The organism is Streptomyces lunaelactis, from assembly GCF_003054555.1.
GTDB classification, from domain to species: domain Bacteria; phylum Actinomycetota; class Actinomycetes; order Streptomycetales; family Streptomycetaceae; genus Streptomyces; species Streptomyces lunaelactis.
This window is the reverse complement of sequence record NZ_CP026304.1, coordinates 437,351-461,578: the sequence shown is the minus strand read 5'-3', so window position 1 is coordinate 461,578 and position 24,228 is coordinate 437,351. Positions and strand designations below refer to the sequence as shown.

Genomic DNA, 24,228 nt, shown 5'->3' with positions numbered 1-24,228 from the left:
AACGAAGGGTGATGGAGTACATCAATCTCGATGCGCAGGTCGGCGGCCTGTCAGGCGTCTTGGACCCCACTCGTTACCTCGAGCGTCTGCCCTCGTTGGCTGACGGTCTGCCGGCCGGAGCCCGGGACTTCGCCACTGACCCGGACCACTACGGCTTCTCCGGCAAGCGGTGTGTGAAGGACCTGGAACTCCAGCACATCCGGGGTGTCGGCGCTGATAATCCGCAGATCGAGATCCAGTTCCGGCACAACTGCTGGAAGCACGACGAAGACCTGGTCATCCGCTACACAGGCGTATCCAGCTTCATTGCCGGAAGCCCCGAGGACGACGACTGGGAGAACCTCGGGACCGTGATCCTCGACGAGGTCCTGCCCCACCAGGACGGATGCAGCCACGAGATCGCGTTCAGGAAGGGCACTCTCACCGTCATCTGCCGTGACCTCGTGGCGACCTGGACCGAGGCCGACTGCCCCGGCAAGCCGTAAAGTCACGTCCCCTGCGGTGCCCGTTGCTTGCAGAGAGCGTTCCGCGGTCGAGGACGTGGACGGCTGGGCACGTCCTCACCTTTGCGGGGCCGCGATTGCATCGTGGGCTGCCTCATGCCTGCATTTGAGTACGTGAAGACGTAGGGACTGAGTACGTCGTCCGATTTCCTGCGCCGCGGGCGGTGCTCGAATGGAGCCATGAATCCGCACGCACCCCGCCGCCCCCGTATGCACCGTGTCACCACCACGGGCACCGCCCTTGCCGTGACCCTGCTCCCGCTGATGGTCGGCGTCCTGGTGGCGAAGTCGATGGGTGCGGATCCGATGTCCCCGGTGAATGCCCTCATCACCAGTGGTGGTCAGCGTGCCCGGGTTTGCCCGTCGCAGCTGCGCAGCTGTGGCCGTACCGCCCTCCGCCGTTGGAAGCCCATGGCCGCGCGTGTCCAGGTGGCTCGGCTGGGTGCAGGGGCATTCGCCGGCGGACGTGCCGCTCGCTCGGTCTCTGTCAACGGCGGCTGAACCAGAGCGCTCAGCGACCCCGTCGCGGGTAGGGGGCTGCGACTGACCCACGACCGACCCGCGCGTCCGTGGACCGTGACAGCTCTCGCCGAGGAGACCGGCGTATCGCGAGCGACGTTCGCCCTATCGGCGGTTGGGAAACCGCACACGGCGTCGAGCTGCCCGAGCCCTACCGCACTTTCGTCGCCGAGGTTTCCAACGGCGCGTTGGAAGGCCCATCCACAGCACATGGGCTGCTTCCACTGGGCGAGCGCGGCCCGCTCGTCAAGCGCGACATCGACAACCTCGCCGGCACCGACCTCATCATGGACGGCCAACCGACATCACACTTTCCACTTCAGTAGCCTTGTACCATGACGATGCACAAGACCGTCGATGTGAATGTTGACGCGATGATTGAAGACCTCAGGACACTCGTCGAAATCGAGTCTCCATCGCGCGATCTCGACGCCTTGATGGCATCGGCCAAAGCTGTCGCCGCTGTCATCGAGAGCCGCCTTGGCGGGCAGGCCATCCTCGTTGAGAGCGAAGCCGGGCCGCACGTCCACTGGTCAGCTGGTGGCGATCCCCATGTACTGATCCTCGGTCACCATGACACGGTGTTTCCGCTCGGCACCCTTGAACGCCGCCCGTTCACGGTCGAAGACGGGCATGCAACCGGCCCCGGGGTCTTTGACATGCTTGGCGGTTTGGTACAGGCCGTTCATGGCCTGGCGACGCTCGATGACCGGTCAGGCGTCGAGATCCTGGTGACCGCCGACGAGGAGGTTGGCTCCCGCTCCTCTCGATCTCTCATCGAAGAACGAGCCCTGGCCTGCGGCGCTGTACTTGTGCTCGAGGGCGCCGCTGATGGCGGAGCCCTGAAGACCGGCCGTAAAGGCTGCGGCACGTTCCAAGTCTCTGTCGCGGGCCGGGCGTCGCACGCAGGCCTTGAGCCCGCAGCCGGGGTCAACGCCCTGATCGAAGCATCACACCAGGTACTGGATATCGCAGCGCTTGGACGACCCGACATTGGCACGACTGTTACCCCGACCGTCGCGTCCGCAGGAACCCTGGACAATGTCGTTCCCGCAGAGGCGACCGTCATCGTCGACGTCCGGGTCGAGTCGGCCGGCGAGAAAGAACGAATTGAATCTGCGTTCGCAGCACTGGCTCCGCATCTCGATGAGGCGAAGATCGCGGTTCAAGGAGCTATCAGCCGACCCCCGATGCCCGAGTCGGCGTCGGCCGAGCTCTTTGCGGTGGCAAAGCAGCTGCTTCCTGACCTCGAAGGCAAGGCGGTCGGCGGCGGAAGCGACGGCAACTTCACGGCCGCACTGGGGGTGCCAACACTTGATGGCCTTGGAGCAGTCGGGGGAGGTGCCCACGCCGACCACGAGTACCTGGTGATCGAAGTCATGGCCGAGCGGGCGAACCTTGTTGCTGGACTGGTGAACGCGATTCGAAACACATAGGAGAAGTCAAGAAGCCCAGGCCGAACGCGCCGAGGCGAGCTGACCTGCCGCCACACGGAAGGGGCCGCCCGACAGCCCGCCCAATCCAGAGCAGGAGTGGCCAGTCAGGGGTGACCGAAGCCATCGCCTCGCGACACCGAAAGGGGTCCAGCCAAGGTGTCTGTAGACGCTTCCGTTGGGCGGCGGGTCGCGCTGGGCGACGTGCGCGGCGACCGCGTCACCGACTACCAGTAACAAGAACGAGATTCTCCCTGTGGTGGGGAAACCACCGGAACGTACCGGATTCGATGCCGGAAGCCATTTGTGTGAACTTGCTCACAGAGTGGAGTGGTTGTGCCCCATAGTGGTGAGGCAGCGGTCGCCGCAGGGGGAGGGATGATGACGTTTTTCCTGGTGCTCGTTCTCATAGGGGTGGCCTGGTTCGTCGTGGGCTCTGTTCGCAGGACGAGGCAGAGCGCGTTGCCCGAGCAGGCCCCGGATGGGAGGCCTGGGGTTCGCTCAGCCGCGCCGTCGCACATGCGCGAGCCGCGGGACATCGCCCCGCTGTTCCCCGACTTCTACCACGGTGTCCTGTTCGCCGTGGGCAAGGAGCCCTCTCCCCAGAATCTGCTCGCGCTCATCGAGTACATCGGGCAGATGCTCACCTTGAACGCCGTGGTCTGGTTCCAGCAGACCGGAGAAACACAGGCCCACGAGCGCTTCATGGAACGCTTCGGTGGGGGTGGAGGGGACGAGCAGAAGTTGGAGATGATCCCGGACGACATGATCGACTTCTTGTGGTCGTGGCGCCCTTCGACACATCAGGCGCTGCGCGACTGGATACCTGAACTGGAGCAGATGCTGACCGGACCTGACAGCATGTTGTGGAACTTCGGCGATGAACTGCCCTTCGGTATCTGGCACATGGAGGATTGAAGGCTGTGCCGGACTCGCATGCCGAGCCAGGGGAAGTCGATCCCGCGGCAGCGCTCCGCCATGTACGGGAGCTACTGGACCGGTTCCGCGCTGGTGATACAGCCGTAGTGTTGGCGGACGAGGCATCTCAGGAAGCCGCGAGTGCTGTTTCCGTGCAGCCCACACCCGAGGCCGTCGCAGCTGTGGCCTGGCTCTATCAGTACCGGGCACTTGCCGTCGGTGAGATCGCGGGCGAGGACGCGCAGCTGGCCTTCGCTCTGTTCGGCAAGGTTGCTGGGGTACTTCCGAGGGAACTGCCCCCGCATGTGGCTCAGTTGATCGCCCTCGGACAGGCCGGCCCTGGCCACCCCATCCACCGCCTGTCGCAGACGGTGGTCGAGGCCGAGCACCTGCTGGAGGGCAGCGAGACGTCTGGGGACCCCCTCATGCTCGACCGGGCGATCGGCATGCTCACCGATGCAGCCGAGACATGGCCGGAAGGCAGCGCCAGGAGACACGAGGTCCTCGGGCTGCTGGGCCGTGCGCTGCGCCGCCGGTACGCCTTCGAGCCGACGCAGATGTGGCGGCTGGAACGTGCGGTCGCGGTTCTCAAGGATGCGGTCGAGGCGACGCCCGCAGGGGACTTGACCGGCCACATGCATGCCCACAATCTCTGCTCCGCCTGCCTCGACCGATACGAGGCGACTGGGGACCTGCGGGATCTGGATGCCGCTGAACAGGCCAGCTCAGAGGCGTTGCGTCTGATCGTGGGAGGCGACTCCCAGCGCCCTCGGCTATTGACCCAGCGCGCCGATGTGCTGCGCTCCCGCACATCGGCGGGAGGCGAGTTCGGACTGCTGGGGGAGGCAGCTGACTTGTGCAGGGAGGCCGTTCGCACGGTGTTACCGGACAACCCGGCCGCACTGCCTGTCCATGCGATGGCCGCCAGCGTGCTGAGCGACTGGTACGTGTACACCCACGACCCGGTCGTACTGGACGAGGCGATCCGCTCCGCGTCCAACGCCGTGACCGGGATCCCGGAGGAAGACGACCGGCACTCGGCGCTCGCGTGTCACGGTCGGCTGCTCATGCTCCGTGCCCAGCGCACGGGCGACCTGGCCGACCACGACGCCGCGGAGCGTGCCCTGGCTGCGGCCGTCGGCGTGCTGCCGCCGGGGCACTCTGCCCGCACCGCGTACTTGGGCGACCTGGCCGATGCCCTGTACGAACGCCACCGAACCTTCGGTGACGAAAGCTGCCTGCGCGCTGCCCTTGACCACGCCCGGTGTGCCGTCGACTCCTCCGCCGAAGGCGGCACGGCCAACCCCGCCTTGCTGGACACCCTGGGGCGCATCCTGGTCAGGTGCTATGACACGACCGGTGACCCAAGAGACCTGGACTCCGGCGTTGAGCGGCTGCGGCAGGCGGAGGAGCAGTCCCCGCCTGGAAGCCGGATGCGGGCCTTGGCACTGCTGCATCTCGGCAACGGTCTGATGCAGCAGGCCGCACTCGTCGTCGCAGCAGCGCGGCGGAACCAGATGCACGCCGAGGCCATGACCGCAATGAAAGAAGCCTTGCAGACTCTGCCGCCCGGTCCTGACAGCCTTCTCGCGCTCAACAACCTCGGCACGCTGGCGCGCCGGCAGCGCGAAGAGGACCGGAAGGACGGGCAGTACACCGCACAGCGGATCTTCAGGGACATCCTCAGTTCCACGGCGAAGGATGACCAGGCCCACCAACTGGCGGCGCTCAACCTGGCGTTGAGTCTGCTGGACGAACATGAGGCCGTGCCGGATGGGGACCGGTCGCTGCAGGAGGCCGAGGAACTGCTGCGCACCGCACAGCGAGATCGCATGCCTGGCCAGCACTCCTACCCCACCGTGGTCTGTGCCCTGGCTCGCTGCCTCTCTCTGCGCTCCGCGCCCAGCGGCCGGCGAGGCCCGGACGCCGAAGCCGTCGCGCTGCTGCGCTCAGTCATGGACGCCCGCGGTGGTTGCCCGGTCTACAGCCGTGTCTCCGCCGCCGTCCAGCTTGGCGGCCTGTTCGCCGACGTCGACGAATGGGCGCAGGCTCAGCGGGCGTATGCCGAAGGGCTCGACCTGCTCACCGATGCCGTCACGGCCTCCCAGGGCCGATCCGCCCAGGAACATGGTCTTGGTACCTTCTTCGGCCTCGCCTCCCATGCCGCCGCCTGCGCCATCGGTGCGGGAGACCCGGTGCGCGCGGTCGAACTGCTGGAGCGGGGCCGGGGGTTGCTGCTGCCTGCTGATGCCCGGCCTGCGTCGGCCGGCACGGGCGGACTTCTCGCCACGGGCGGGCGCACCATTGCCATCGTCAATGTGAGTAGACACCGCTGCGATGCGCTGCTCGTGTCTGGCGGAGCTGTGACCGTTGTCCCCCTGCCGAGGCTCAGCCACGCAACTCTGATCCGCCAGGCTGCCACGTTCCTATGGGCCGTGCAGCGGGCACAGGATCCCGGATGCCGGCCGGAGGAACGGTACAAGGCACATCGAGTGGCGGTACCTGGCGTTCTGCGCTGGCTGTGGCACTCCACCGTGCGGCCGGTGCTCGATTCCTTGGGGCTGACCGGGCCCCCTGCCAACGGCATGCCATGGCCGAGGGTCTGGTGGTGCCCGACCGGGATGATGTCCTTCCTACCCCTGCACGCGGCGGGAGAGCACCGTTCGCTGTACGACGGGTCAGCCGGGGACGGCGCGCTGGACCGTGTCGTGTCCTCGTACACCCCCACCCTGCGCACCTTGGGAGTCGCTGCCGGTCGCGCGGCGGTCGTCAGAGCCCCCGAGGACGGCGACCTTCTCGTCGCGGCACCGCAGACCCCGGGCACGCCCGAACTTCCGCAGGTGCCACACGAGATGAGTAAGATCCGCGGACATCACCCAGGCAGTACCTTTCTCCTCGGTGCGGAGGCGACGAAGGAGCGGATCCTCGTCGCGATTCAGCAGCACTCCTGGTTCCACTTCGCCGGTCACGGAGTGCAGAACGTCGAGGTCGCCGACAGCGCACACCTGCTGCCTCATGACTACTGCGGCGGCGGCCGGCGGATCGACCTGTCGGACCTCGGTCAACTGCGCCTGGACAAGGCGCAGCTCGCCTTCCTCTCGGCCTGCCGGACAGCGGTGGGTCAGCTCACGCTGGCGGACGAGCACGCGCATGTCGCCGGACTGCTGCAGTCCGTGGGTTTCCCGCACGTCATCGCAACACAGTGGACGGTGCGGGACGGCGTCGCCGCGGCCGTGTCCGCCGAGTTCTATCAGGCGGCGGCCCGGCGCGGCAGAGCGTTCGATCCCGCGTCCGCTCTTCACGAGGCGATGCGCGAGGTCCGCAGGTCGCATCCAGAGCCGTACCTGTGGGCACCCTTTGTGCACTTCGGACCGTAGCCCACCCCTGCTGCCATCGAACCGGGATACGGTTGCAAGCTCAGGTGCCGGATTCGAACACCATGGTGGGTTCGTCGGACCCGCGGTACACGTAGGCCGTCAAGCGAAGGCCAGCCTCCCGTTCTACCGCGGCGTTGACCGGCAGCGGCTGGCGCAGCGCGCGGTAGAGCTGCTGACGGTGCAGATCGAAGGCCGCCTGCAACAAGATCGCGTAGTCCAGGCAAGCACGTGGCAGCGACCAGCGCCAGGCGTAGTTCACGGCCAAGAGGGCCAGCAGGGCCCAGGGGGTCCAGTACACGGCGGGCAGCACCAGCAATGACCACAGCCCCGCGGCTACGGCGTTGTCCAACCGCTGCCGGGCAGCGGCGAGATTCTGCTGGAAGGACTCGGGCAGCAGCGTCCACAGATGGGGCCAGAGCAGCACGGCGTCCAGACCGTACTTGTGCAGCGGCTCGGCCTCCGCGGCACGCAGGATGTTCCCGGCACGCGTCGGCATCATCAGCTCCGGCTCGCGAGGACTCCAGCGCAGTCCCGCTTCCAGCCGCGCGTAGCGCCGGCGCTCCTCCGCGCTGAGAGGCGGCTGCCCCGCTGCAGACGGGTCCCCGGTCAAGCGAGCGTGCAGTGGATTCCACGCGGCGGAGGCCGCCGCACGGCGCCTCACGTGTCGTAAGCGAAGCCGGCCGCTCAGAGGTGACAGGAACCCAGGCCAATAGCCCTCCAGCAAACGCAGCGCCGGAAGCGTCAACTGCCGCATAAGCAGACCGGATCCGGAGAGAACGACCAGAACCACCAGCAGTAGCGCGATCTGTTCGCCGATACGCATCGCTCCCACCGAGTCCAGCCGTCCGGCCAGCGCCTGCCTGGGGCGGGGCCGCCCGGCGGCCCAGGCCATTACAAGGATGAGCCAGAACACCGCTGCGGCGAGACCCGTGGCGACCCACCGCTCAACCAGCTTCCCGGCGGCCGCACTCCAGAAGGCCGGCACGTATGCTCACCCCGTTTCGCGGCTGAGGAGGCGTGTGCACCCGGAGCATCGCGGCACCGGTTCCCCGACGAAGCTACGCAACCAGGTGTCGGGTTGGGAGCAACTCTGGGTCCGGCAAACGAACTTGGTGGCGCGCGTACCACTGGTCGAGTCTCCGAGGAGTGCCTGGTATCCGCTGCCACCTGGCGAGATGTTTCGGTCGCTGCCCTGATCGAGTCGCTGCTCGACCCAGGCCCAGACGCGGGCGTCGGCGCGCAGCGTCTGATTCAGGGCGCCGCTGTTCGCGTGATAGCTCGATGCGGAGAGTGCGCGATTGATTTCCGAGGCGATCCGAGGAGCGTCCGCGCCGACGAGTCCGGGGAGCAGTGGAAGGACTTCCTTGGCGGCTTCCTCGGTTGCTCGGTCAAACCTCACGTTCCCCCCACTACCCGCACGGCGGTCATGGCGCCGCACTTCCCCATGTTCGCCGAGATGTCAGTCTCGCACCTGCCTCCCTGTCTCGGAGCGGGATTGCTGAGGTTCGGCTTCGGGCTCGGCCGCTTGGTGTGACGATTTAGAAGTTACGTGGAATCACTTGCGAGGCTGGCGGCCTCGTACGGGGACCCACGGACTGAAGGGATCAGCGGTACCAGATGGTCGAGCTGAGGGAGAGGTGGCCGATACTCGGTCGACACGAGCAGGCGGCGGCCTGGCTGCAGGTGTGGCAGGACTTGGGACGGGCGTCGAGGACGATCGATGCCTACGCCCGGGGGCTGGCGGAGTACCTCGAGTTGTGCGAGCGGGAGAGCGTGGACCCGGTGCGGGGCCACGCGAACTCATGTCGCCTTGTATATATGGGAGTTGGGCTCGCGGCCGAGCCGTCGGGGCGCAAACGTCGTGGCTCTGGACTCGGGTGCCGGGTTGTCGAACGCGACGCTCCAGCAGCGTCTGGTGTCGGTGCGGTTGTTCTACGACTTCCTGGTCGAGGAGGGGCTGCGCCAGGACAATCCCGTCGGCCGGGGACGCTACACGCCTGGGGCCCGTGGCGGCGGGCGGCAGCGTGGGCTGGTGCGGAGGCTGGTGAAGCTTCCCTGGATCCCCAACGACGAGGAGTGGCGGGCCGTGCTGGCGATAGCCGCCGCTGAGCCGGTGCGCACCCGGCTGATGCCGGCCTTGGCCTACGATGCGGCCCTGCGCCGGGAGGATTTGTGCTCGCTGCGTACCGACGACCTGGACCCGGGGCGGCGGCTGGTGCGGGTGCGGGCGGAGACCACCAAGAGCCGCCGGGAACGAGTCGTACTCTACTCGGCGGCGACCAGGTTCCTGCTGTCGCAGTACCTGGTGCACCGGGCCACAGTCAGCCGGGCGCGTGGTGGGCTCTTCCTGGCCGAGTCGCGGCACAACTTCGCCCAGCCGCTGGGCCTGTGGACGTGGTCGAAGGTGGTGAGGCGGAGCCCGGCTTACCGACATCCCCACGCCCGCAGGCCCCACGCCGCGGGAGCTCAGCCTGCCCGCCACTGTCACCATGCTGCCCATCGTCGAGGTGCGCCAAGGCAGGTGAGCACGGCTAAACGATCTTAGTGGATGCCCTCTCACTGGGGGCGCAAGGGGGCGTCCAGCAAGGCGTAGACCCGCGCTCGATCTTTGCGCGGCGCGCTTCGATTTCACCTCTTGGTGGGTATGGGCCGCTCCTTCCGTGTCCGTTGCTCGTTGCGATCGGTGATCACGTTGCGGAGTGTGGCCCACCATCCTGCTGTTCTCGTGAGCCTCGCCGCACTGTGTCGATGCGACGAGCAGGAAAGGGGACGGCATGCACCTGACTCCGCACGAGCAGGAACGGCTGCTGATCCATGTGGCGGCAGACGTCGCCCGACGGCGCCGTGATCGCGGGCTGTTGCTCAACTATCCCGAGGTCATTGCGCTGTTGACGGCGCACGTGTATGAGGAGGCTCGAGCCGGAGCCACAGTCGACTCCGTCATGGAATCGGGCCGGCATGTCCTCAAGCGCAGCGAGGTCATGCACGGCGTCCCGGAGATGATCAACAATGTCCAGGTCGAGGCGACGTTCCCAGACGGCACGAAGCTGGTGACGATCCACGATCCCTTCGACGAGCCGGACGAGGAAGTGGCCGTGCACCCCGGCAAGTTCGAGTTCGTAGCCGAGCCCGAGCCGCACCCTGAGGAGAAGTGCCCGGAGCATCGTGAGGCGCCGGTGAGTGCCCTGCCGGTGGTCGAGCAGCCGCACCTGGTGAGCTTCAACGACGGCGAGCCGGTCACTCGGCTGTGGGTGCGCAATCTGTCGGACCGGCCGATTCAGGTCGGCTCTCACTTCCACTTCGCCGAGGCGAACGCGGGGCACGGGTCCGGTGACGAGGCCAAGCCGGGGCTGGTCTTCGACCGTGAACAGGCCCGCGGGATGCGGCTGAACATTCCCTCCGGCACGTCGGAGCGATTCGAGCCCGGTGACGAGCGGTGTGTGGAGCTCGTGCGGATCAAGGGGCAGCGGAAAGTGAAGGGACTGCAGATCAAGGCCGGGAACGGAGAACTCGATGGCTGAGGCACTGACGCGTGAGAAGTACGCCGACCTGTACGGCCCGACGGCGGACGACAGGGTGCGGCTCGCCGACACCGGCCTCGTCATCAGGATCGAGGCGGACTGGGCCGGCGGGCCCGGCCGCAGCGGCAACGAAATGATCTTCGGTGGCGGCAAGGTGATCCGCGAGTCGATGGGGCAGTCGCACTACGCACGCGACAGCCGGCACAAGCCGGTCGACACCGTGATCACCGGCGCACTCATCGTCGACCACTGGGGCATCGTGAAGGCCGACGTCGGGCTGCGCGACGGCGAGATCGCCGCGATCGGCAAGGCGTACAACCCCGAGACCATGGACGAGCAGACGTTCGACGACAGCCGTGCATCGAACTTCGTCGTCGGACCCGAGACGGAGGTCATTTCCGGCAACGGTCGGATCCTCACCGCGGGCGGCGTCGACACACACGTGCACTTTCTGTGCCCGGGCCAGATTCACGAGGCGCTCGCGGCCGGCGTGACCACGCTGATCGGCGGCGGCACGGGGCCTGCCGAGGGCAGCACGGCCACCACGGTGACGCCGGGAAAGTGGCACATCCACCGCATGTTCGAGGCGCTCGACCAGTACCCGGTCAACATCGGGCTGCTCGGCAAGGGCAGCACGGTCAACAAGGACGCACTGACCGACCAGGTCAGGGCTGGCGTCCTGGGCTTCAAGATTCACGAGGACTGGGGCGCGACACCCGCCGTGATCGACGCGGCCCTGGCGGTGTGCGACAGCACCGGTGTCCAGGTCGCCCTGCATGCCGACTCGCTGAACGAGGCCGGCTTTGTACAGAACACCCTCGCGGCGACCATGGACCCGAAGTCGGCGCGGCGGCGCGAGAAGAAGTACCGCAGCCTCCATGTCTTCCACGTCGAGGGCGCCGGTGGCGGCCACGCACCCGACATGATCAGCCTGGTCGGCCTGCCGAATGTGCTGCCCGCCTCGACCAACCCGACCCGCCCCCTGACGGTCAACACCGTCAAGGAACACGTCGACATGATGATCGTCTGCCACCATCTCAACCCAGAGATCGAGGCGGACATGGCGTTCGCCGACTCCCGGATCCGCCCCTCCACGATGGCCGCCGAGGACCTCCTGCACGACATGGGTGCCATCTCGATGATGTCCTCCGACGCCCAGGCCATGGGCCGCATCGGCGAAATGATCATGCGGACGTGGCAGACCGCGCACGTGATGAAGGACCGCTACGGACACCTCGACGAGGACACCCAGGAGGCGGACAACTTCCGTGTCCGGCGGTACATCGCGAAGTACACCATCAACCCGGCCATCACACACGGCATCGCCGGCAAGGTCGGGTCCGTCGAGCAGGGCAAACTCGCCGACCTGGTGCTGTGGGAGCCCAAGTTCTTCGGGGTGAAGCCGCACATGGTCATCAAGGGCGGCCAGATCGCGTACGCGCAGGTTGGTGACGCCAACGCGTCGATCCCGACACCGCAGCCGTTCCTGCCGCGCCCGGTGTGGGGCTCCTGCGGCCGCTCCACGCAAGCCAACTCCTTCAACTTCGTGCCGGAGCTGGCCCTGAACGGCGACCTGGGCGACCTGGGACTCGTCAAACCCCTGGCGCAAATCAAGAACACCCGGCAGGTGACGAAAGCCGACATGAAGCTCAACAGCGGCCTGCCGGAGATCGCAGTCGATCCCGACACCTTCGACGTCAACATCGGCGGCGCCGTCACCTCCGACGTGCGAACGAAGATCGACGGGCACGCGGTGGGCCGCACCTACGCGACCGAACTGCCCATGGCCCAGCGGTACTTCCTGTTCTGACCGAACTGTGGATCGCCTCCCCGGCCGCCCCGTGACGCGTGGCCGGGGAGGCTCCCGGAATCCGGGCAGTGGCACTGTCCCGGACGCCCGGCGCTTCCCGTACCCGTTCCTCGCTCTGCTCCCAGAAAGGCGGGCCGCTCCCACCATGACCCGTGCAGCCCTGATCGTGCTGGCCGACGGTCGTTTCCCCGCCGGCGGGCACGCCCATTCCGGTGGCGTGGAGGCGGCGGTGGCCTCCGGCGCCGTGCACGACACCGTAAGCCTGGGGGCGTTCTGCCGTGGGCGGCTGCACACAGCTGGACTCACCGCCGCCGGCCTCGCCGCCGCCGCGGCCGACGGCCACGACGCCCTCGTCCTGGACGAGGCCGCCGACGCCCGTACCCCCATGCCCGCACTGCGGAAGGTCGCACGTCGGCTCGGCCGGCAAATGCTGCGCGCGGCCCGCGTTACCTGGCCCTCGGCCGACCTGGACCGGCTCGCCCGCGACCGGCCGCAGGGCGTGCACCAGCCCGTCGTCCTGGGAGTCGCCGCCCGCGCGGCGGGCCTGACCCCGCTGGACGCCGCACAGGCCGCCGCGTACGAAAGCATCAGCTGCCCGGCGACCGCCGCAGTACGGCTGCTCAGTCTCGACCCGTTCGACGCGACCGCGCTGCTGGCGCGACTGGCCCCCGAAATGGACGACGTGGCCGACGCCGCTGTCACCGCCGCGGGCCGTCTCACCGGCCTCGGCATCGATGCCCTCCCGGCCGCCTCAGCGCCGCTACTCGACCTCACCGGCGAACAGCACGCCGCCTGGACGGTCCGCCTCTTCGCTTCCTGAAACCGGTCATGCCGGCCCTGAACCACCTGATGCCGAACTGGAGTTGACGTGCACCTCGACCACCCCGTGATCACGCCCCACCGCCACACCTACAGCGCCGAGCCTCTGCGGGGCGACAGCAGCCGCCGCGCTCTGCGCATCGGACTCGGCGGGCCGGTCGGCTCCGGCAAGACCGCCACCGTGGCCGCGCTGTGCCGCGCGCTGCGCGACGAGCTGTCCATTGCCGTGGTCACCAACGACATCTACACCCGTGAGGACGCCGAGTTCCTGCTGCGCGAGGCCGTGCTGCCGCCCGAACGGATCACCGCCGTGGAGACCGGGGCCTGCCCGCACACCGCGATCCGCGACGACATCTCCGCCAACCTCGAAGCGGTGGAACAACTGGAGGAGACACTGCGGGCTGTGGACCTGGTGCTCATCGAGTCCGGCGGCGACAACCTCACCGCCACGTTCTCGCGCGGTCTCGTCGACGCCCAGGTGTTCGTGATCGACGTGGCCAGCGGTGACGACATCCCCCGCAAGGGCGGGCCAGGCATCACCACCGCCGACCTCCTTGTCGTCAACAAGACCGACCTGGCACCGTACGTCGGCGCCGACCTGGACACCATGGCATCCGACGCACGACGCCAGCGCGGAGACCTGCCCGTCGCCTTCACCAGCCTCACTCAGCCCGACGGGATCCGCCCAGTCGCCGACTGGGTCAGCAGGCGCCTGGCAGCCTGGCGGACCGGAGCAGCCGCATGACCCGCACCACCGACTCCGCACCCCTGCCAGGACCAGGACGGGAAGCGACCGGTCCCGTCCAGAGGGCCGCACCCGGAAGAGTGCGCCCCACCGGCACCGAGCACCACGACGCCGGGCACGACAGTCCGCGATCCGCCGGGGCGGGGGCGAGCGAGGAATCCGTTCCCCACCCCAGCGGCGTACACGCGACGGCCCGGATCCGCGCGGAGCACAACGGCCGTACGACCACACTCCCGTTGCTCCACAGCGACGGTCCCTTTCACTTGAGGCGCCTGCGGTGCCACGACGAACGGGCACGCGTCAACGTGCTCGGCGCGATGAGCGCGCCACTGGGCGGGGACCGCCTCGCACTCGACATCACGGCCGACACGCGGGCCCGCCTGGACGTCACCACGTCCGCCGCCACCATCGCCCTGCGCGGCTCCACGACCGACCCCGCCACCTACGACGTACGGCTCACGGCAGGCAAGGACGCGTCCTTGATCTGGCTGCCCCAGCCACTGATCAGCACCCGCGGCAGCACCCTGCACCAGACGTACACCGTCGAACTCGCCTCCACCGCCCGACTGGTGCTGCGAGAGGAACAACTACTCGGCCGCACGGCGGAGCCCCCCGGGCACCTCACCACCCGCCTGACCGTCCGCCGCGCCGGCCGGCTCCTGCTCGACCAGCACACCGCCTACGGCGGCCCCGCCCCCGCCTGGGACGGCCCCGCCGTCCTGGGGAATCACCGCGCCTGCGGCCAACTCCTCGTCGTCCGACCGGACATGACAGTCCTTCGCGAACCGGTTTACCTCGGCGACGACCCTGAGGCGGGCTCTGCCGTGCTGGCCCCGCTCGCCGACAGCAGCGCCCTCCTTGTTACGGCCGTCGCTTCGACCCCCGCCCGCCTGCGCGACCTCCTCGACACTGCCCTCGCACACGCCGAAGGGAACGCCTCTCCAGCCGCGCCGCGGATATGGTCACCGAGGTGATCGCCATCAGCAGTGAAGGCTACGAGTGCGGCTCCATCTCGTCCTCCAGCCCGGGGATGCTGTTATGGATGTCAAGCAGGCGGCCGTGCAGCCTTCGGGGACGGCCGGTCGGCTGCTGAGGGCGGTCGAAACGCGGTGGATCTCACGGGCCACGTAGCGCTTTAGGCAGCCCGTTATCTCCTTCTTCGACATGCCTTCGGCGGTACGGCGGGCCATGTAGTCACGGGTGCGCGGGTTCCAGCGCAGACGGCAGATCACGATCCGGTGCAGGGTGGAGTTGGCCTGCCGGTCTCCGCCCCGGTTGAGCCGGTGACGGTGGATGCGGTCGGAGTGGAAGCCCAGCATGTCCGGCACGGCCTTCACCGCAGTCGGCCGCCCGGATCTCACCCCGGCGCACCGCGAAACGCATCGATCGGCGAGGGCTGGGCCTGGCAGGTACCGGAGTTACTCGCCCTGGCAGCGGACGCTGTCATCCCGGGAGACAACGGTGATGGCAACGGAGACTGCGGCGATGGCGGTGATCGTGGTGCTGGGGGTGAGCTGCTGGGCGACGCCACCGGCGATCGCGGCACCGATGCTCTGCCACGTCATCCGGCCGGCGGACTCAACACCCTGGACCTGGCCGCGGACTGGATCAGGGGTCAGCGCGAGAAGCTGTTCCTGCAGGGGCAGTGTGGCCACGAACCCGACACTGGCAACGAACACTGCCGCTGCGACGACCAGGACGGGCGGGCCGCTCGCGAACAGCAGGTAAGGGGCAGCGAGCAGCAACCGCAGGGCCACGTGCCGTCCGGCACAGCACCCGGACGGCACGTCATCACAACAGGGCGAACGTTGCCGGATGCGGCACGGCACCAGCAGTCGGCACACCGGTCCGCCGCTCGCCGGCGTCACCAACCTCCCGGCCCACCACATTCAGTTGGGCACGCTCACCGGTTCGCCCGCTCCATCGATGGCGACCTCTCGACGTCGCGCTGGAGGCGGACGATGTCGAGATCTTCGGGCTGAAGACGTCCAGGTCGGCCGACGCGGGCCGACCTGGACGTCATGATCAGACGAGGTCGAACCGGTCGAGGTTCATGACCTTGTCCCACGCTGCGACGAAGTCGTTCACGAACTTCTCCTTCGCGTCATCGCTCGCGTAGACCTCCGCGAGCGCGCGCAGCTCGGAGTTCGACCCGAAGACGAGGTCGGCACGGCTGCCGGTCCACTTGACCTCGCCCGTGGCGGCGTCGCGCCCCTCGAACGTGTTCGCGTCCTCGGACGTCGCCTTCCACGTCGTGCCCAGGTCGAGCAGGTTGGCGAAGAAATCGTTGGTCAGAGACCCGGGGGTCGTGGTGAGGACGCCGAGCGGCGACTGCTGGGAGTTCGCGCCCAGGACGCGGAGGCCGCCGACGAGGACCGTCATCTCGGGGGCGCTCAGGTTCAGCAGGTTCGCCCGGTCGGTCAGCAGGTACTCGGCCGGCAGCCGGTTGCCTTTCCCGAGGTAGTTGCGGAACCCGTCGGCGGTCGGCTCGAGCGCGGCGAACGACTCCACGTCCGTCTGCTCCTGCGACGCGTCCACGCGGCCCGGCGTGAAGGGGACCTGGATGTGGAAGTCGGCGTCCTTGGCGGCCTGCTCGACGGCGGCAGCGCCGGCGAGCACGATCAGGTCGGCGAGCGAGATCTGCTTCCCGCCGCTCTGGGCGGAGTTGAAGGACTCCTTGATGCCCTCCAGGGTGCCAAGGACAGAAACCAGCTCGTCGGGCTCGTTGACCTCCCACCCGCTCTGCGGCTGCAGGCGGATGCGCGCACCGTTGGCGCCGCCGCGCTTGTCGCTGCCGCGGAAGGACGAGGCCGACGCCCACGCCGTGGACACGAGCTGGGACACCGTCAGGTCCGACGCGAGGATCTGGCTCTTGAGCGAGGCGATGTCCGCGGCGTCGACGAGCTCGTGGGTCACCGCGGGCAGCGGGTCCTGCCACAGCAGCGTCTCCGAGGGGACCTCCGGGCCGAGGTAGCGCACGATCGGGCCCATGTCGCGGTGGGTCAGCTTGAACCAGGCGCGGGCGAACGCGTCCGCGAACTCGGCGGGGTTGTCCTTGAAGCGACGCGAGATCTGCTCGTACGCCGGGTCGAACCGGAGCGACAGGTCGGTCGTCAGCATCGTCGGGGCGTGAGTCCTCGACGCATCGTGGGCGTCGGGGACGGTGCCCGCACCGGCGCCGTCCTTCGGCCGCCACTGGTGCGCGCCCGCGGGGCTCTTGAACTGCTCCCACTCGTAGCCGAACAGGATCTCGAAGAAGCTGTTGTCCCAGGTGATCGGGGTGTTCGTCCAGATGCCCTCGAGGCCGCTGGTGATGGCGTCGCCGCCCTTGCCGGTGCCGAAGGAGTTCGCCCAGCCGAGGCCCTGCGCCTCGATCGGGGCGGCCTCGGGGTCGTCGCCGACGCTCTCCGCCGGGCCCGCGCCGTGGGTCTTGCCGAAGGTGTGGCCGCCCGCGATCAGGGCGACCGTCTCCTCGTCGTTCATCGCCATGCGGCGGAACGTCTCGCGGATGTCGCGGGCCGCGGCGATCGGGTCCGGATTGCCGTTGGGACCCTCGGGGTTGACGTAGATGAGACCCATCTGGACCGCGCCGAGGGGGTTCTCCAGCTCCCGGTCACCGGTGTAGCGCTCGTCGTCGAGCCAGGTGGTCTCGGGACCCCAGTAGACATCCTCGTCGGGCTCCCAGACGTCCGCACGACCGCCGCCGAAGCCGAAGGTCTCGAAGCCCATCTGCTCCAGGGCGACGTTGCCGGTGAGGATCATGAGGTCGGCCCACGAGAGGCTCTGGCCATACTTCTTCTTGACCGGCCACAGCAGGCGGCGGGCCTTGTCCAGGTTCCCGTTGTCCGGCCAGCTGTTGAGGGGGGCGAAGCGCTGCTGGCCGGCCCCGGCGCCGCCGCGGCCGTCGCTGATCCGGTAGGTGCCCGCGCTGTGCCAGGCCATCCGGATCATGAACGGGCCGTAGTGGCCGAAGTCGGCGGGCCACCAGTCCTGCGAGGTCGTCAGAACCTCCGCGATGTCCTGCTTCACTGCCGGGAGGTCGAGGGTCTTGAACGCCTCGGCGTAGTCGAACTCCTCGCCGAGGGGGTTGGCCACGGCGGGGTTCTTGGCGAGGATCTTCAGGTTGAGCCGCTCCGGCCACCACTGGCGGTTTCCGCCGCCCTGGGTCGGGTGCGCGGCGCGTCCGTGCGCGACCGGGCAGCCACCTCCGCCCTCCGTCTTCGCGTCTACGACGATTGCATCATGGTTCTCAGACATGGGAATCCTTCCGGACCAGGCGGATCACGTGCTCAGGAACTGCGGGCGGTGGAACAGTCGGGGCACAGGCCCCGGTTGATGACGGTAGGCCTCGTCGATCGAGAAGCCTTGGCCGTCGGACGCGGTCAGGCAGGGGGCTCGCCGACCGCGCAGTCGACGTCAGTGACGACACGACGCGTCCCTCGAACCGGGCCGGGCTGCCGGCCGGTTCGATGCGGCGTACGAGTCCCGCCGCGGTGAGCGCGTGGAGGGCTTCACACACGACCTGAAGGGAGATATGGCCAACGCGATCGCGCACCCGGGAGGCGATCGCCTCGATGTCGAGGTGGTCACCGTCCCGGACGGTCTCGAGCAGCGCGACGCGTGCAGCCGTCACCCGCAGGCCGGCAGCGCGCAGCGCCTCGGCGGTGGTCCCGTCACGTCACTGTCTCCTGCCGTACTGGAGTCTTCCTGTCCCTTGGCTATCGCCGGAACCGATCCTACAATGGACAGAGTCCAAGTCAATAAGCCCGCCAAGCCCATATCCAATCGGAACCCGGACGTCCACGGGTAAACTCCGGGCATCCCACCGAACCTGAATAGGTGAACCGATATGAGTGACCTGCTGGAGCGACTGCGAGGGCGTGGCTGGCGGATGACCTCCCAGCGGCGTGTCGTTGCGGAGGTCCTCGACGGCGACCACGTGCATCTCACGGCCGACGAGGTGCACGCCCGCGCGGCACAGCGGCTGCCCGAGATCTCCCGGGCGACCGTCTACAACACCCTGGGCGAGCTGGTCACCCTCGGTGAGGTCATAGAGGTCCCCACCCACGGCCGCGCCAAGCGCTACGACCCCAACGCACACCACCCGCACCAGCACCTGGTGTGCTCCAACTGCGGCACCATCCGCGATGTCCACCCGACCGGCAATCCGCTGACCGACCTCCCGGCGGAGGAGCGGTTCGGATTCACGGTGTCCGAGGTCGAGGTCACCTACCGCGGGCTGTGCCCGTCCTGCGCCTAAGCGGTCAACTCCGAAAGTCCTTCGGAGCTTGACGCGATTGGTGTGGCTGTGTGGGGCACGGCAGGCTGGGCAGCGGCCAAGGCCGCTGCCCAGCGCTGATGAGGGGTCATACGGGGTCGCTCCCGCGTCCGAGGTGATCCCTTCCCGTCCTGGCGGGGTTCATCGCGGGAGTCGTCTCGTGGTCGGCGTTTTCTGCGTGTTGTCAGGCGACGCGAAGGATGCTTTTGCCATGGGTTGTGCCCTCGGCGAGGCGCTGCACGGCCATGGCCAGGTCTTCGAGGGCGTACTCGGTGGTGATGTCCATGCGGACCTTGCCGTCGGCGACGAGGCCGAGTGCGCGGCGGGCACTGTCGGTGAGCCGCTCGGGGTGGGTCTGGCTGAGCAGGTTGCTGTTGTAGGTCAGGAGTGACTTGCCGAACATGAGGAGGTCGTTGGCGTTGGCGAGGACGGGTTCGTATGTGGCGAGGTTGCCGTATGCCACCAGTCGGCCGTGTGCTGCGAGCTGTTCGAGGCCGGCGGTGCGGGTCGAGCCGCCGACCGGGTCGAGGATGACGTCGGGCTTCTCGCCGTCGAGCTTGGCCGGGAACTCCTCGCGGAGCAGGAGCTGGTCGTATCCGAACTGCGCGGCGTAGTCGGCCCTGTCGGTAGTGCTGACCACACCGACGATCCGGCCTGCTCCGGCCAGTCGGGCGAACTGGGCGGCGAGCGTGCCGACGGAGCCGGCGGCGGCGTGGATCAGCACGCTTTCGCCGGGCCGCACGTGCGCGGCGGTGTTGATCAGGTCGTAGGCGGTCGGTGCGCCCCACCCGAGACCTGCGGCTGTCCTCAGCGGCATGCTGCCGATGCTCAACGTGAGCGTGGCGGGTGCCAGGACCACCTCGGCGTAGGCGCCTGAGGTGGTCAGCGCGGTGACGGCCTCACTGACACGGCGTGCGTCGATACCCGCGCCGACCGCGACGATGTGCCCGGATGCCTCGAACCCCGGGACGAAGGGACGCGGTACAGCGAAGTGGCCGTCCCTGACCAGGGTGTCGCCCCACTGGATCCCGGCGTAGGCCACACGGATCGCCACTTGGCCGGGGCCGGGGGTGGGCTCATCGAGTTCGGTGATCCGGTAGTGGTCGTCGGTGTCGAGAACGACAGCCTTCATGATTACAGCCCCCTGCGTTGACTCAGTATCCTTACAGTCGAGAACGGTAGGCAATGTAAGGTTCCTGAGTCAACCCATGAACCTGTCAGTGGAGTGGGAGCGCGCGGTGGAAGCCCCGATCGAGAACGACCTCTGCACCCGGATCAGGCGGTCGGAGCAGGCGTTGATGGCGCACCACGAGGCAGTACTGCGTACCTATGGGCTGACCATGACGCAGTACACCGTGCTGTTGGCCCTCTCCCGCGAAGGCGGCATGTCCGGCGCCCAACTGGCCCGCTCCTGCGGGGTGACGCAGCAGAGCATGAGCAGCGTGCTGACCAACATGGAGACCAAGGACCTCATCCGCCGCGAGACGTCCCCGGTGCATGCCAAGGTGCAGATCGCCACCCTCACGGATGAGGGGCAGGTGCTGCTGGACCGCGCCTACCAGGAGGTGATCATCCTTGAGCGCGCGCTCACCGACGCGTTCACGCCCTCCGAACACGCCGCACTCTGCGAACTTCTGGAGCGCGCCACCACCGTCCTGATCCAGCAGACGCGCCACGCGACAGCCCCGCCGGCTACCTGAGCCCGCGGCCGCCGCGCGCGCGGGAGCCCCATAAGTGCGTACCCGCTCTGGAAGATTCAGTCATCCGCCTGCGATGCCTGCCTGTTCTGCCGTACCCGTGATGCTGACCGTCGCCGAGCGCCACCGCCTGAACAAGATGGCCTACGGCCACAAGACCCCAACGACGAGTACGTCATCTCCAGCGGCGAGAAGACCTCCATCCGGGCCCGCTGCCGCTGCCATCCGACCCTGGCGCCAGGACAGGCCCGGGCAATGCGCGTCAACCACGAGTACCCGTGTCTACTGGGTCGTCGACAACGGCTCCTCCCACCGAGGGAGGAGGGCCATCGACCGCCTGGCCACGGCGTTTCCGAACGCGGTCATGGTCCACACCTTTGTCCACGCCTCCTGGCTGAACCAGGTGGAGATCTTCTTCTCGATCGTCCAGTGCAAGGTCGTCTCACCCAACGACTTCACCCACCTGACCCAGGTCCGGAACCGGCTCCGAGCATTCGAAGACCGCTACAACGCCACGGCACAGCCGTTCCAGTGGAAGTTCACCACCTCCGACCTGGACGATCTGCTGGCCCGCCTCGACCGAAACACACTCGCCGAACGACAAGAAGAATCCTCCGTCGCGCTGGCTGCTTGATCAACCGCCGGAGGACTTCCGGTGGTTGACACCGGAGCCGGTCGTGGGCGCCGCCGCTCAGGTGTCGAGGTGATGAGGATCGGTGATTTGGGTTTCCGGTTCGTTTCGAGTGATGCTCGCGATCAAGTGGTGAGAGGCGGTCGTGCTCGCGGGCGGCGTGGAAGCACCAAGACCTGCCCCGGACCTGCGGATCCTGTTGTTCCGTCAGCTCCTGTGCGGAGCCAGTCGATCATGATTGAATGCTGCGCGTCGCGGTGCTCGGGGTGCTGAATGCCGCGCGCGCCCGCTCTCTCTTCGCGATGTGACGCGGGTCATATCGGACCCATGTCACGAACGGAAGGGCAGCTTGCGTCTGGTGGTCGTCCGCACAGCGGGAACGACCGACACGAAAGAGACAACAGAGCGATGAACACGACAGCAGCGCAGCAGCACGAGGTCCTGGTCCTGGGAGCCGGCTACGCCGGGCTCTCCGCCGCGATCCAGCTCGCGGCCCGCACCAGGAAGCGTGGGAACCTGCGAGTGACGCTGGTCAACCCCTACGTCAACTTCACCGAGCGGCTCCGACTGCACATGACCGCCACCGGCCAGGAGACGGCCGAGATGAACATCCCGGAGCTGCTGGACGGCACCGGCGCCGCCTTCGTCCGCGGCTGGGTCACAGCCGTGGACGCCGAGGCGAAGACCGTCCGGATCGACGACGACCGGGTCCTGCGCTACGACACCCTGGTCTACGGCCTGGGCAGCATCGCGGACACCGTCGCCGTCCCCGGCGTGGACGACCACGCCTACACCCTCAACAGCCCGGAGGACGCCGCCCTTTTCGCCGACCGGCTGACCCGGCTCGACGGCGGGACCGTCGTGGTCGGCGGCGGCGGCCTCACCGGCGTCGAGGCCGCCGCGGAGATCGCCGAGCGGCACCCGGAGCTCCAGGTGGTGCTGCTGGGCCGGCAGGAGCCGGGCGCGAGCATGCACCCGAAGGCCAAAGCCTACCTGGACGCGGCGCTCGCCCGGCTCGGCGTGCGGGTGCGCAGCGGCGTCGAGGTGGCCAAGGTGTTGCCGGACAGCGTCGAGTTCGCGGACGGCTCCGGCGTCCCGGCGGCCGCGGTGCTGTGGACCAGCGGCACCCGCGTCTCGCCGCTGGCTGCCACCGCGGGCCTGACCGTCGACGAGCGCGGCCGTGTGGTCACCGACAGTGCGCTGCGCTCGGTCTCCCACCCGGATGTCTACGCCGTGGGCGACGCGGCGGCGATCCGTCAGGGCTACGGCGTGATGCACGGGACCTGCCAGGGCGGCATGCCCACCGGAGTGCACGCGGCCCTCTCGATCCTGCGGGTGCTGGCCGGCAAGGAGCCCAAGCCCTTCCGCTTCGGCTACTACCACACACCCGTCAGCCTGGGCCGGAACGACGCCGTCGTGCAGTTCACCCACCCCGACGACAGCCCGCGCCGGCTCATGCTGACCGGCAAGCGGGCCGCGAAGTACAAGGAGACGGTCACCGCCGCGCCGTGGCCGACCTTCGCCCGCATGAAGAAGATGCCCGCCTCGGGCGCGTTCTGGCCGCACGGCGGCCGCTACACCCGGATCCGGAGCGCCAAGTGACCCAGCCACAGCAGGCCGGCCCCGACCAGCTCGCCTTCCAGCAGTACCGCACCCTGCTCTTCTCCGTCGCCTACCGCCTCCTCGGCACCGCCGCCGACGCCGAGGACGTGGTCCAGGACGCCTGGCTCAAGTGGTCGGCGGCCGACCGTTCCCAGGTCGCCGACCCCAAGGCCTATCTGACCCGGATCGTCTCCAACCTGGCGATGGAACGGCTTCGTTCGACCCGCCACCAGCGCGAGACCTACGTCGGACCGTGGCTCCCCGAGCCGATCCTCACCAGCCCGGACACCGCCGACGGCGTCGCCACGGCGGACTCGGTCTCCATGGCCCTGCTGGTCGTCCTGGAGACGCTGAGCCCCCTGGAGCGCGCGGTCTTCGTGCTGAAGGAGGTCTTCGCCTTCAGCTACGCGGAGATCGCGGAGGCGGTGGAACGCTCGGAGACAGCGGTCCGGCAGGCCGCGCACCGCGCCCGGGAGCACGTCCAGGCCCGCCGGCCCCGTTTCACCGCGGACCGCGCCCGCCAACGCGACGTCACCGAGCGCTTTTTCGCGGCGGCGACGGGCGGCGACATCAACACCCTCATGGAGCTGCTCTCCCCGGACGTGACGCTGTGGACCGATGGCGGCGGCAAGGTCCGCCAGGCCCTCAAGCCGGTCGTCGGCCTGGAGACCGTGGCCCGTTGGTTCGCCGCGCTCGGCACCGTGACCTACCAGGGCATCGAGCCCGGGCAGATGCGGGCAGAACTCACCTGGATCAACGCCGGCCCGGGCGTGGTCTTCCGCGGCCCGGGCCGCGTGGTCGCCACGCTGACCTTCGACTTCGACCCGGAAGGCCGCATCTCGACCATCCACAACGTGGCCAACCCGGACAAGCTCCACGCCGTCGCCGACGGCACTCGGTACGAACTCTCCTGAGTTGCCCGATCATTGTCGAAGCCCTCCGGAATCCCCGTGAGCGCCCGGGTGTGGCATCCCCAGCACGGCCCAGGTGGAGCTTGGCCGGCGCAGTCGAGGGCGTCCTCGGGTGGGCCGGTGAAACCACCGGTGGGCAGGATGGGGTCTGTGTAGGGTTCGTAGCTAGTGCCGGATCAGGCAACGTTTGCCTGTTGTGATGTGACGCGCCGTCCGGATGCTGTGGCTTCACGGCCACATCAAGCCGGTCAAGAGACGGACGCAGTTCCCGGAGTTCTGCCGCTACCTGCGCACCCTCTACCCGCCCAACACCCGCATCGCGATCGTCTGCGACAACTTCTCCCCGCACCTGACCACGAAACGCTGCCAGCGGGTCGGCTCCTGGGCCGCGGCGAACAACGTCGAGATCGCCTACACCCCGACGAACTCCTCCTGGCTGAACCCCCGACGTACGATCCGCTGTA

General features: G+C 68.3%; 21 protein-coding genes and 4 pseudogenes. 19 read left to right on the top strand and 6 right to left on the bottom strand.

Features of this window, described 5'->3' with window-relative positions; all coding sequences use genetic code 11:
* Positions 1-11: 11 nt before the first annotated feature.
* From SLUN_RS02080 to SLUN_RS02055, 6 genes are all read left to right on the top strand, one after another.
* Entirely contained in the window at positions 12-485 is a 474-nt protein-coding gene (locus SLUN_RS02080) for a hypothetical protein (protein ID WP_108146895.1), read from the top strand.
* Positions 486-683: 198 nt separating this feature from the next.
* Positions 684-1,004 (top strand): hypothetical protein, encoded by a 321-nt coding sequence (locus tag SLUN_RS02075; protein ID WP_108146894.1) that lies wholly within the window; start codon positions 684-686, stop codon positions 1,002-1,004.
* 68 nt (positions 1,005-1,072) lie between these two features.
* Positions 1,073-1,348, top strand: a complete 276-nt coding sequence (locus SLUN_RS42265; protein ID WP_159100155.1) for a hypothetical protein — start codon at positions 1,073-1,075, stop codon at positions 1,346-1,348.
* A 9-nt stretch (positions 1,349-1,357) separates the two neighbouring features.
* Positions 1,358-2,458: a M20 family metallopeptidase gene (locus SLUN_RS02065; RefSeq protein WP_108146893.1), complete on the top strand. Its 1,101-nt coding sequence runs from the start codon at positions 1,358-1,360 to the stop codon at positions 2,456-2,458.
* 516 nt (positions 2,459-2,974) lie between these two features.
* Positions 2,975-3,373, top strand: coding sequence for a hypothetical protein (locus tag SLUN_RS02060; protein WP_159100154.1), 399 nt, complete (start codon positions 2,975-2,977; stop codon positions 3,371-3,373).
* A gap of 152 nt (positions 3,374-3,525) precedes the next feature.
* Entirely contained in the window at positions 3,526-6,750 is a 3,225-nt protein-coding gene (locus SLUN_RS02055) for a CHAT domain-containing tetratricopeptide repeat protein (protein WP_108146891.1), read from the top strand.
* 40 nt (positions 6,751-6,790) lie between these two features.
* Here SLUN_RS02055 and SLUN_RS02050 read toward each other — a convergent pair whose 3' ends face one another.
* Complete coding sequence (locus tag SLUN_RS02050) at positions 6,791-7,735, bottom strand: hypothetical protein (RefSeq protein ID WP_108146890.1); 945 nt, start codon at positions 7,733-7,735, stop codon at positions 6,791-6,793.
* Between the two features lie 876 nt (positions 7,736-8,611).
* Between SLUN_RS02050 and SLUN_RS02045 the strand changes: the two genes are divergently transcribed.
* The 7 genes and pseudogenes from SLUN_RS02045 to SLUN_RS02020 all read left to right on the top strand — a co-directional run bounded on the left by SLUN_RS02045 (position 8,612) and on the right by SLUN_RS02020 (position 14,619).
* A complete protein-coding gene (locus SLUN_RS02045) occupies positions 8,612-9,295 on the top strand; it encodes a tyrosine-type recombinase/integrase (RefSeq protein WP_257153630.1) in 684 nt (227 codons plus the stop codon).
* Between the two features lie 229 nt (positions 9,296-9,524).
* Positions 9,525-9,818 (top strand): annotated as a pseudogene (locus tag SLUN_RS40755) (urease subunit gamma); the annotation flags it as partial.
* A complete protein-coding gene (gene ureB / locus SLUN_RS40750; protein ID WP_257153892.1) occupies positions 9,801-10,271 on the top strand; it encodes an urease subunit beta in 471 nt (156 codons plus the stop codon). The pseudogene SLUN_RS40755 and the gene ureB, both read left to right, overlap by 18 nt.
* Positions 10,264-12,081 carry an urease subunit alpha gene (locus SLUN_RS02035; RefSeq protein WP_108146888.1) on the top strand — a complete coding sequence of 606 codons (1,818 nt, stop codon included), beginning with the start codon at positions 10,264-10,266 and terminating at the stop codon, positions 12,079-12,081. Before ureB ends, SLUN_RS02035 begins: the two co-directional genes overlap by 8 nt.
* Before the next feature lie 145 nt (positions 12,082-12,226).
* A complete protein-coding gene (locus tag SLUN_RS02030) occupies positions 12,227-12,901 on the top strand; it encodes an urease accessory protein UreF (protein WP_108146887.1) in 675 nt (224 codons plus the stop codon).
* Positions 12,902-12,949: 48 nt separating this feature from the next.
* The gene (gene ureG / locus SLUN_RS02025) at positions 12,950-13,645 is read left to right on the top strand and encodes an urease accessory protein UreG (RefSeq protein WP_108146886.1); all 696 of its coding nucleotides are present in this window, start codon (positions 12,950-12,952) and stop codon (positions 13,643-13,645) included.
* Positions 13,642-14,619 carry an urease accessory protein UreD gene (locus SLUN_RS02020; RefSeq protein WP_108146885.1) on the top strand — a complete coding sequence of 326 codons (978 nt, stop codon included), beginning with the start codon at positions 13,642-13,644 and terminating at the stop codon, positions 14,617-14,619. Before ureG ends, SLUN_RS02020 begins: the two co-directional genes overlap by 4 nt.
* A 6-nt stretch (positions 14,620-14,625) precedes the next feature.
* On the opposite strand, the pseudogene SLUN_RS40745 reads toward SLUN_RS02020, so the two are convergent.
* From SLUN_RS40745 to SLUN_RS02000, 4 genes and pseudogenes are all read right to left on the bottom strand, one after another.
* A pseudogene (locus SLUN_RS40745) lies at positions 14,626-14,949 on the bottom strand (hypothetical protein); the annotation flags it as partial.
* Between the two features lie 114 nt (positions 14,950-15,063).
* On the bottom strand, positions 15,064-15,402 hold the full coding sequence (locus tag SLUN_RS02010) for a hypothetical protein (RefSeq protein WP_254708220.1): 339 nt from the start codon (positions 15,400-15,402) through the stop codon (positions 15,064-15,066).
* A 268-nt stretch (positions 15,403-15,670) separates the two neighbouring features.
* Complete coding sequence (gene katG, locus SLUN_RS02005) at positions 15,671-17,902, bottom strand: catalase/peroxidase HPI (protein ID WP_108146884.1); 2,232 nt, start codon at positions 17,900-17,902, stop codon at positions 15,671-15,673.
* Between the two features lie 32 nt (positions 17,903-17,934).
* Positions 17,935-18,299 (bottom strand): annotated as a pseudogene (locus tag SLUN_RS02000) (Fur family transcriptional regulator).
* A gap of 195 nt (positions 18,300-18,494) precedes the next feature.
* Between SLUN_RS02000 and SLUN_RS01995 the strand changes: the two are divergent.
* Positions 18,495-18,905: a Fur family transcriptional regulator gene (locus SLUN_RS01995; RefSeq protein ID WP_108146883.1), complete on the top strand. Its 411-nt coding sequence runs from the start codon at positions 18,495-18,497 to the stop codon at positions 18,903-18,905.
* A gap of 202 nt (positions 18,906-19,107) precedes the next feature.
* Here SLUN_RS01995 and SLUN_RS01990 read toward each other — a convergent pair whose 3' ends face one another.
* Positions 19,108-20,055 (bottom strand): quinone oxidoreductase family protein, encoded by a 948-nt coding sequence (locus SLUN_RS01990; protein ID WP_108146882.1) that lies wholly within the window; start codon positions 20,053-20,055, stop codon positions 19,108-19,110.
* A 76-nt stretch (positions 20,056-20,131) separates the two neighbouring features.
* Here SLUN_RS01990 and SLUN_RS01985 point away from each other — a divergent pair, with 76 nt between their 5' ends.
* The 5 genes and pseudogenes from SLUN_RS01985 to SLUN_RS41980 form a co-directional block, all read left to right on the top strand.
* Positions 20,132-20,623 (top strand): MarR family winged helix-turn-helix transcriptional regulator, encoded by a 492-nt coding sequence (locus tag SLUN_RS01985; protein WP_108146881.1) that lies wholly within the window; start codon positions 20,132-20,134, stop codon positions 20,621-20,623.
* A gap of 361 nt (positions 20,624-20,984) precedes the next feature.
* On the top strand, positions 20,985-21,254 hold the full coding sequence (locus tag SLUN_RS40445) for a hypothetical protein (protein WP_159100153.1): 270 nt from the start codon (positions 20,985-20,987) through the stop codon (positions 21,252-21,254).
* A 405-nt stretch (positions 21,255-21,659) separates the two neighbouring features.
* Positions 21,660-22,853 carry an NAD(P)/FAD-dependent oxidoreductase gene (locus SLUN_RS01975; RefSeq protein WP_108146879.1) on the top strand — a complete coding sequence of 398 codons (1,194 nt, stop codon included), beginning with the start codon at positions 21,660-21,662 and terminating at the stop codon, positions 22,851-22,853.
* Positions 22,850-23,767 carry an RNA polymerase sigma-70 factor gene (locus SLUN_RS01970; RefSeq protein WP_108146878.1) on the top strand — a complete coding sequence of 306 codons (918 nt, stop codon included), beginning with the start codon at positions 22,850-22,852 and terminating at the stop codon, positions 23,765-23,767. The genes SLUN_RS01975 and SLUN_RS01970 overlap by 4 nt, the downstream gene beginning before the upstream one ends.
* Positions 23,768-23,990: 223 nt before the next feature.
* Positions 23,991-24,206: pseudogene (locus SLUN_RS41980) on the top strand (IS630 family transposase); the annotation flags it as partial.
* Positions 24,207-24,228: the final 22 nt, after the last annotated feature.

Bases quoted from the DNA above. Each gene is read 5' to 3' on its own strand.
- SLUN_RS02080 (WP_108146895.1), top strand. From the start codon at position 12: ATGGAGTACATCAATCTCGATGCGCAGGTCGGCGGCCTGTCAGGCGTC.
- SLUN_RS01995 (WP_108146883.1), top strand. From the start codon at position 18,495: ATGAGTGACCTGCTGGAGCGACTGCGAGGGCGTGGCTGGCGGATGACC.
- SLUN_RS02065 (WP_108146893.1), top strand. From the start codon at position 1,358: ATGACGATGCACAAGACCGTCGATGTGAATGTTGACGCGATGATTGAA.
- SLUN_RS02030 (WP_108146887.1), top strand. From the start codon at position 12,227: ATGACCCGTGCAGCCCTGATCGTGCTGGCCGACGGTCGTTTCCCCGCC.
- SLUN_RS02035 (WP_108146888.1), top strand. From the start codon at position 10,264: ATGGCTGAGGCACTGACGCGTGAGAAGTACGCCGACCTGTACGGCCCG.
- SLUN_RS01985 (WP_108146881.1), top strand. From the start codon at position 20,132: ATGAACCTGTCAGTGGAGTGGGAGCGCGCGGTGGAAGCCCCGATCGAG.
- SLUN_RS02075 (WP_108146894.1), top strand. From the start codon at position 684: ATGAATCCGCACGCACCCCGCCGCCCCCGTATGCACCGTGTCACCACC.
- katG (WP_108146884.1), bottom strand. From the start codon at position 17,902: ATGTCTGAGAACCATGATGCAATCGTCGTAGACGCGAAGACGGAGGGC.
- SLUN_RS01990 (WP_108146882.1), bottom strand. From the start codon at position 20,055: ATGAAGGCTGTCGTTCTCGACACCGACGACCACTACCGGATCACCGAA.
- SLUN_RS01975 (WP_108146879.1), top strand. From the start codon at position 21,660: ATGAACACGACAGCAGCGCAGCAGCACGAGGTCCTGGTCCTGGGAGCC.
- SLUN_RS02020 (WP_108146885.1), top strand. From the start codon at position 13,642: ATGACCCGCACCACCGACTCCGCACCCCTGCCAGGACCAGGACGGGAA.
- SLUN_RS40445 (WP_159100153.1), top strand. From the start codon at position 20,985: ATGGTCCACACCTTTGTCCACGCCTCCTGGCTGAACCAGGTGGAGATC.
- SLUN_RS02060 (WP_159100154.1), top strand. From the start codon at position 2,975: ATGCGCGAGCCGCGGGACATCGCCCCGCTGTTCCCCGACTTCTACCAC.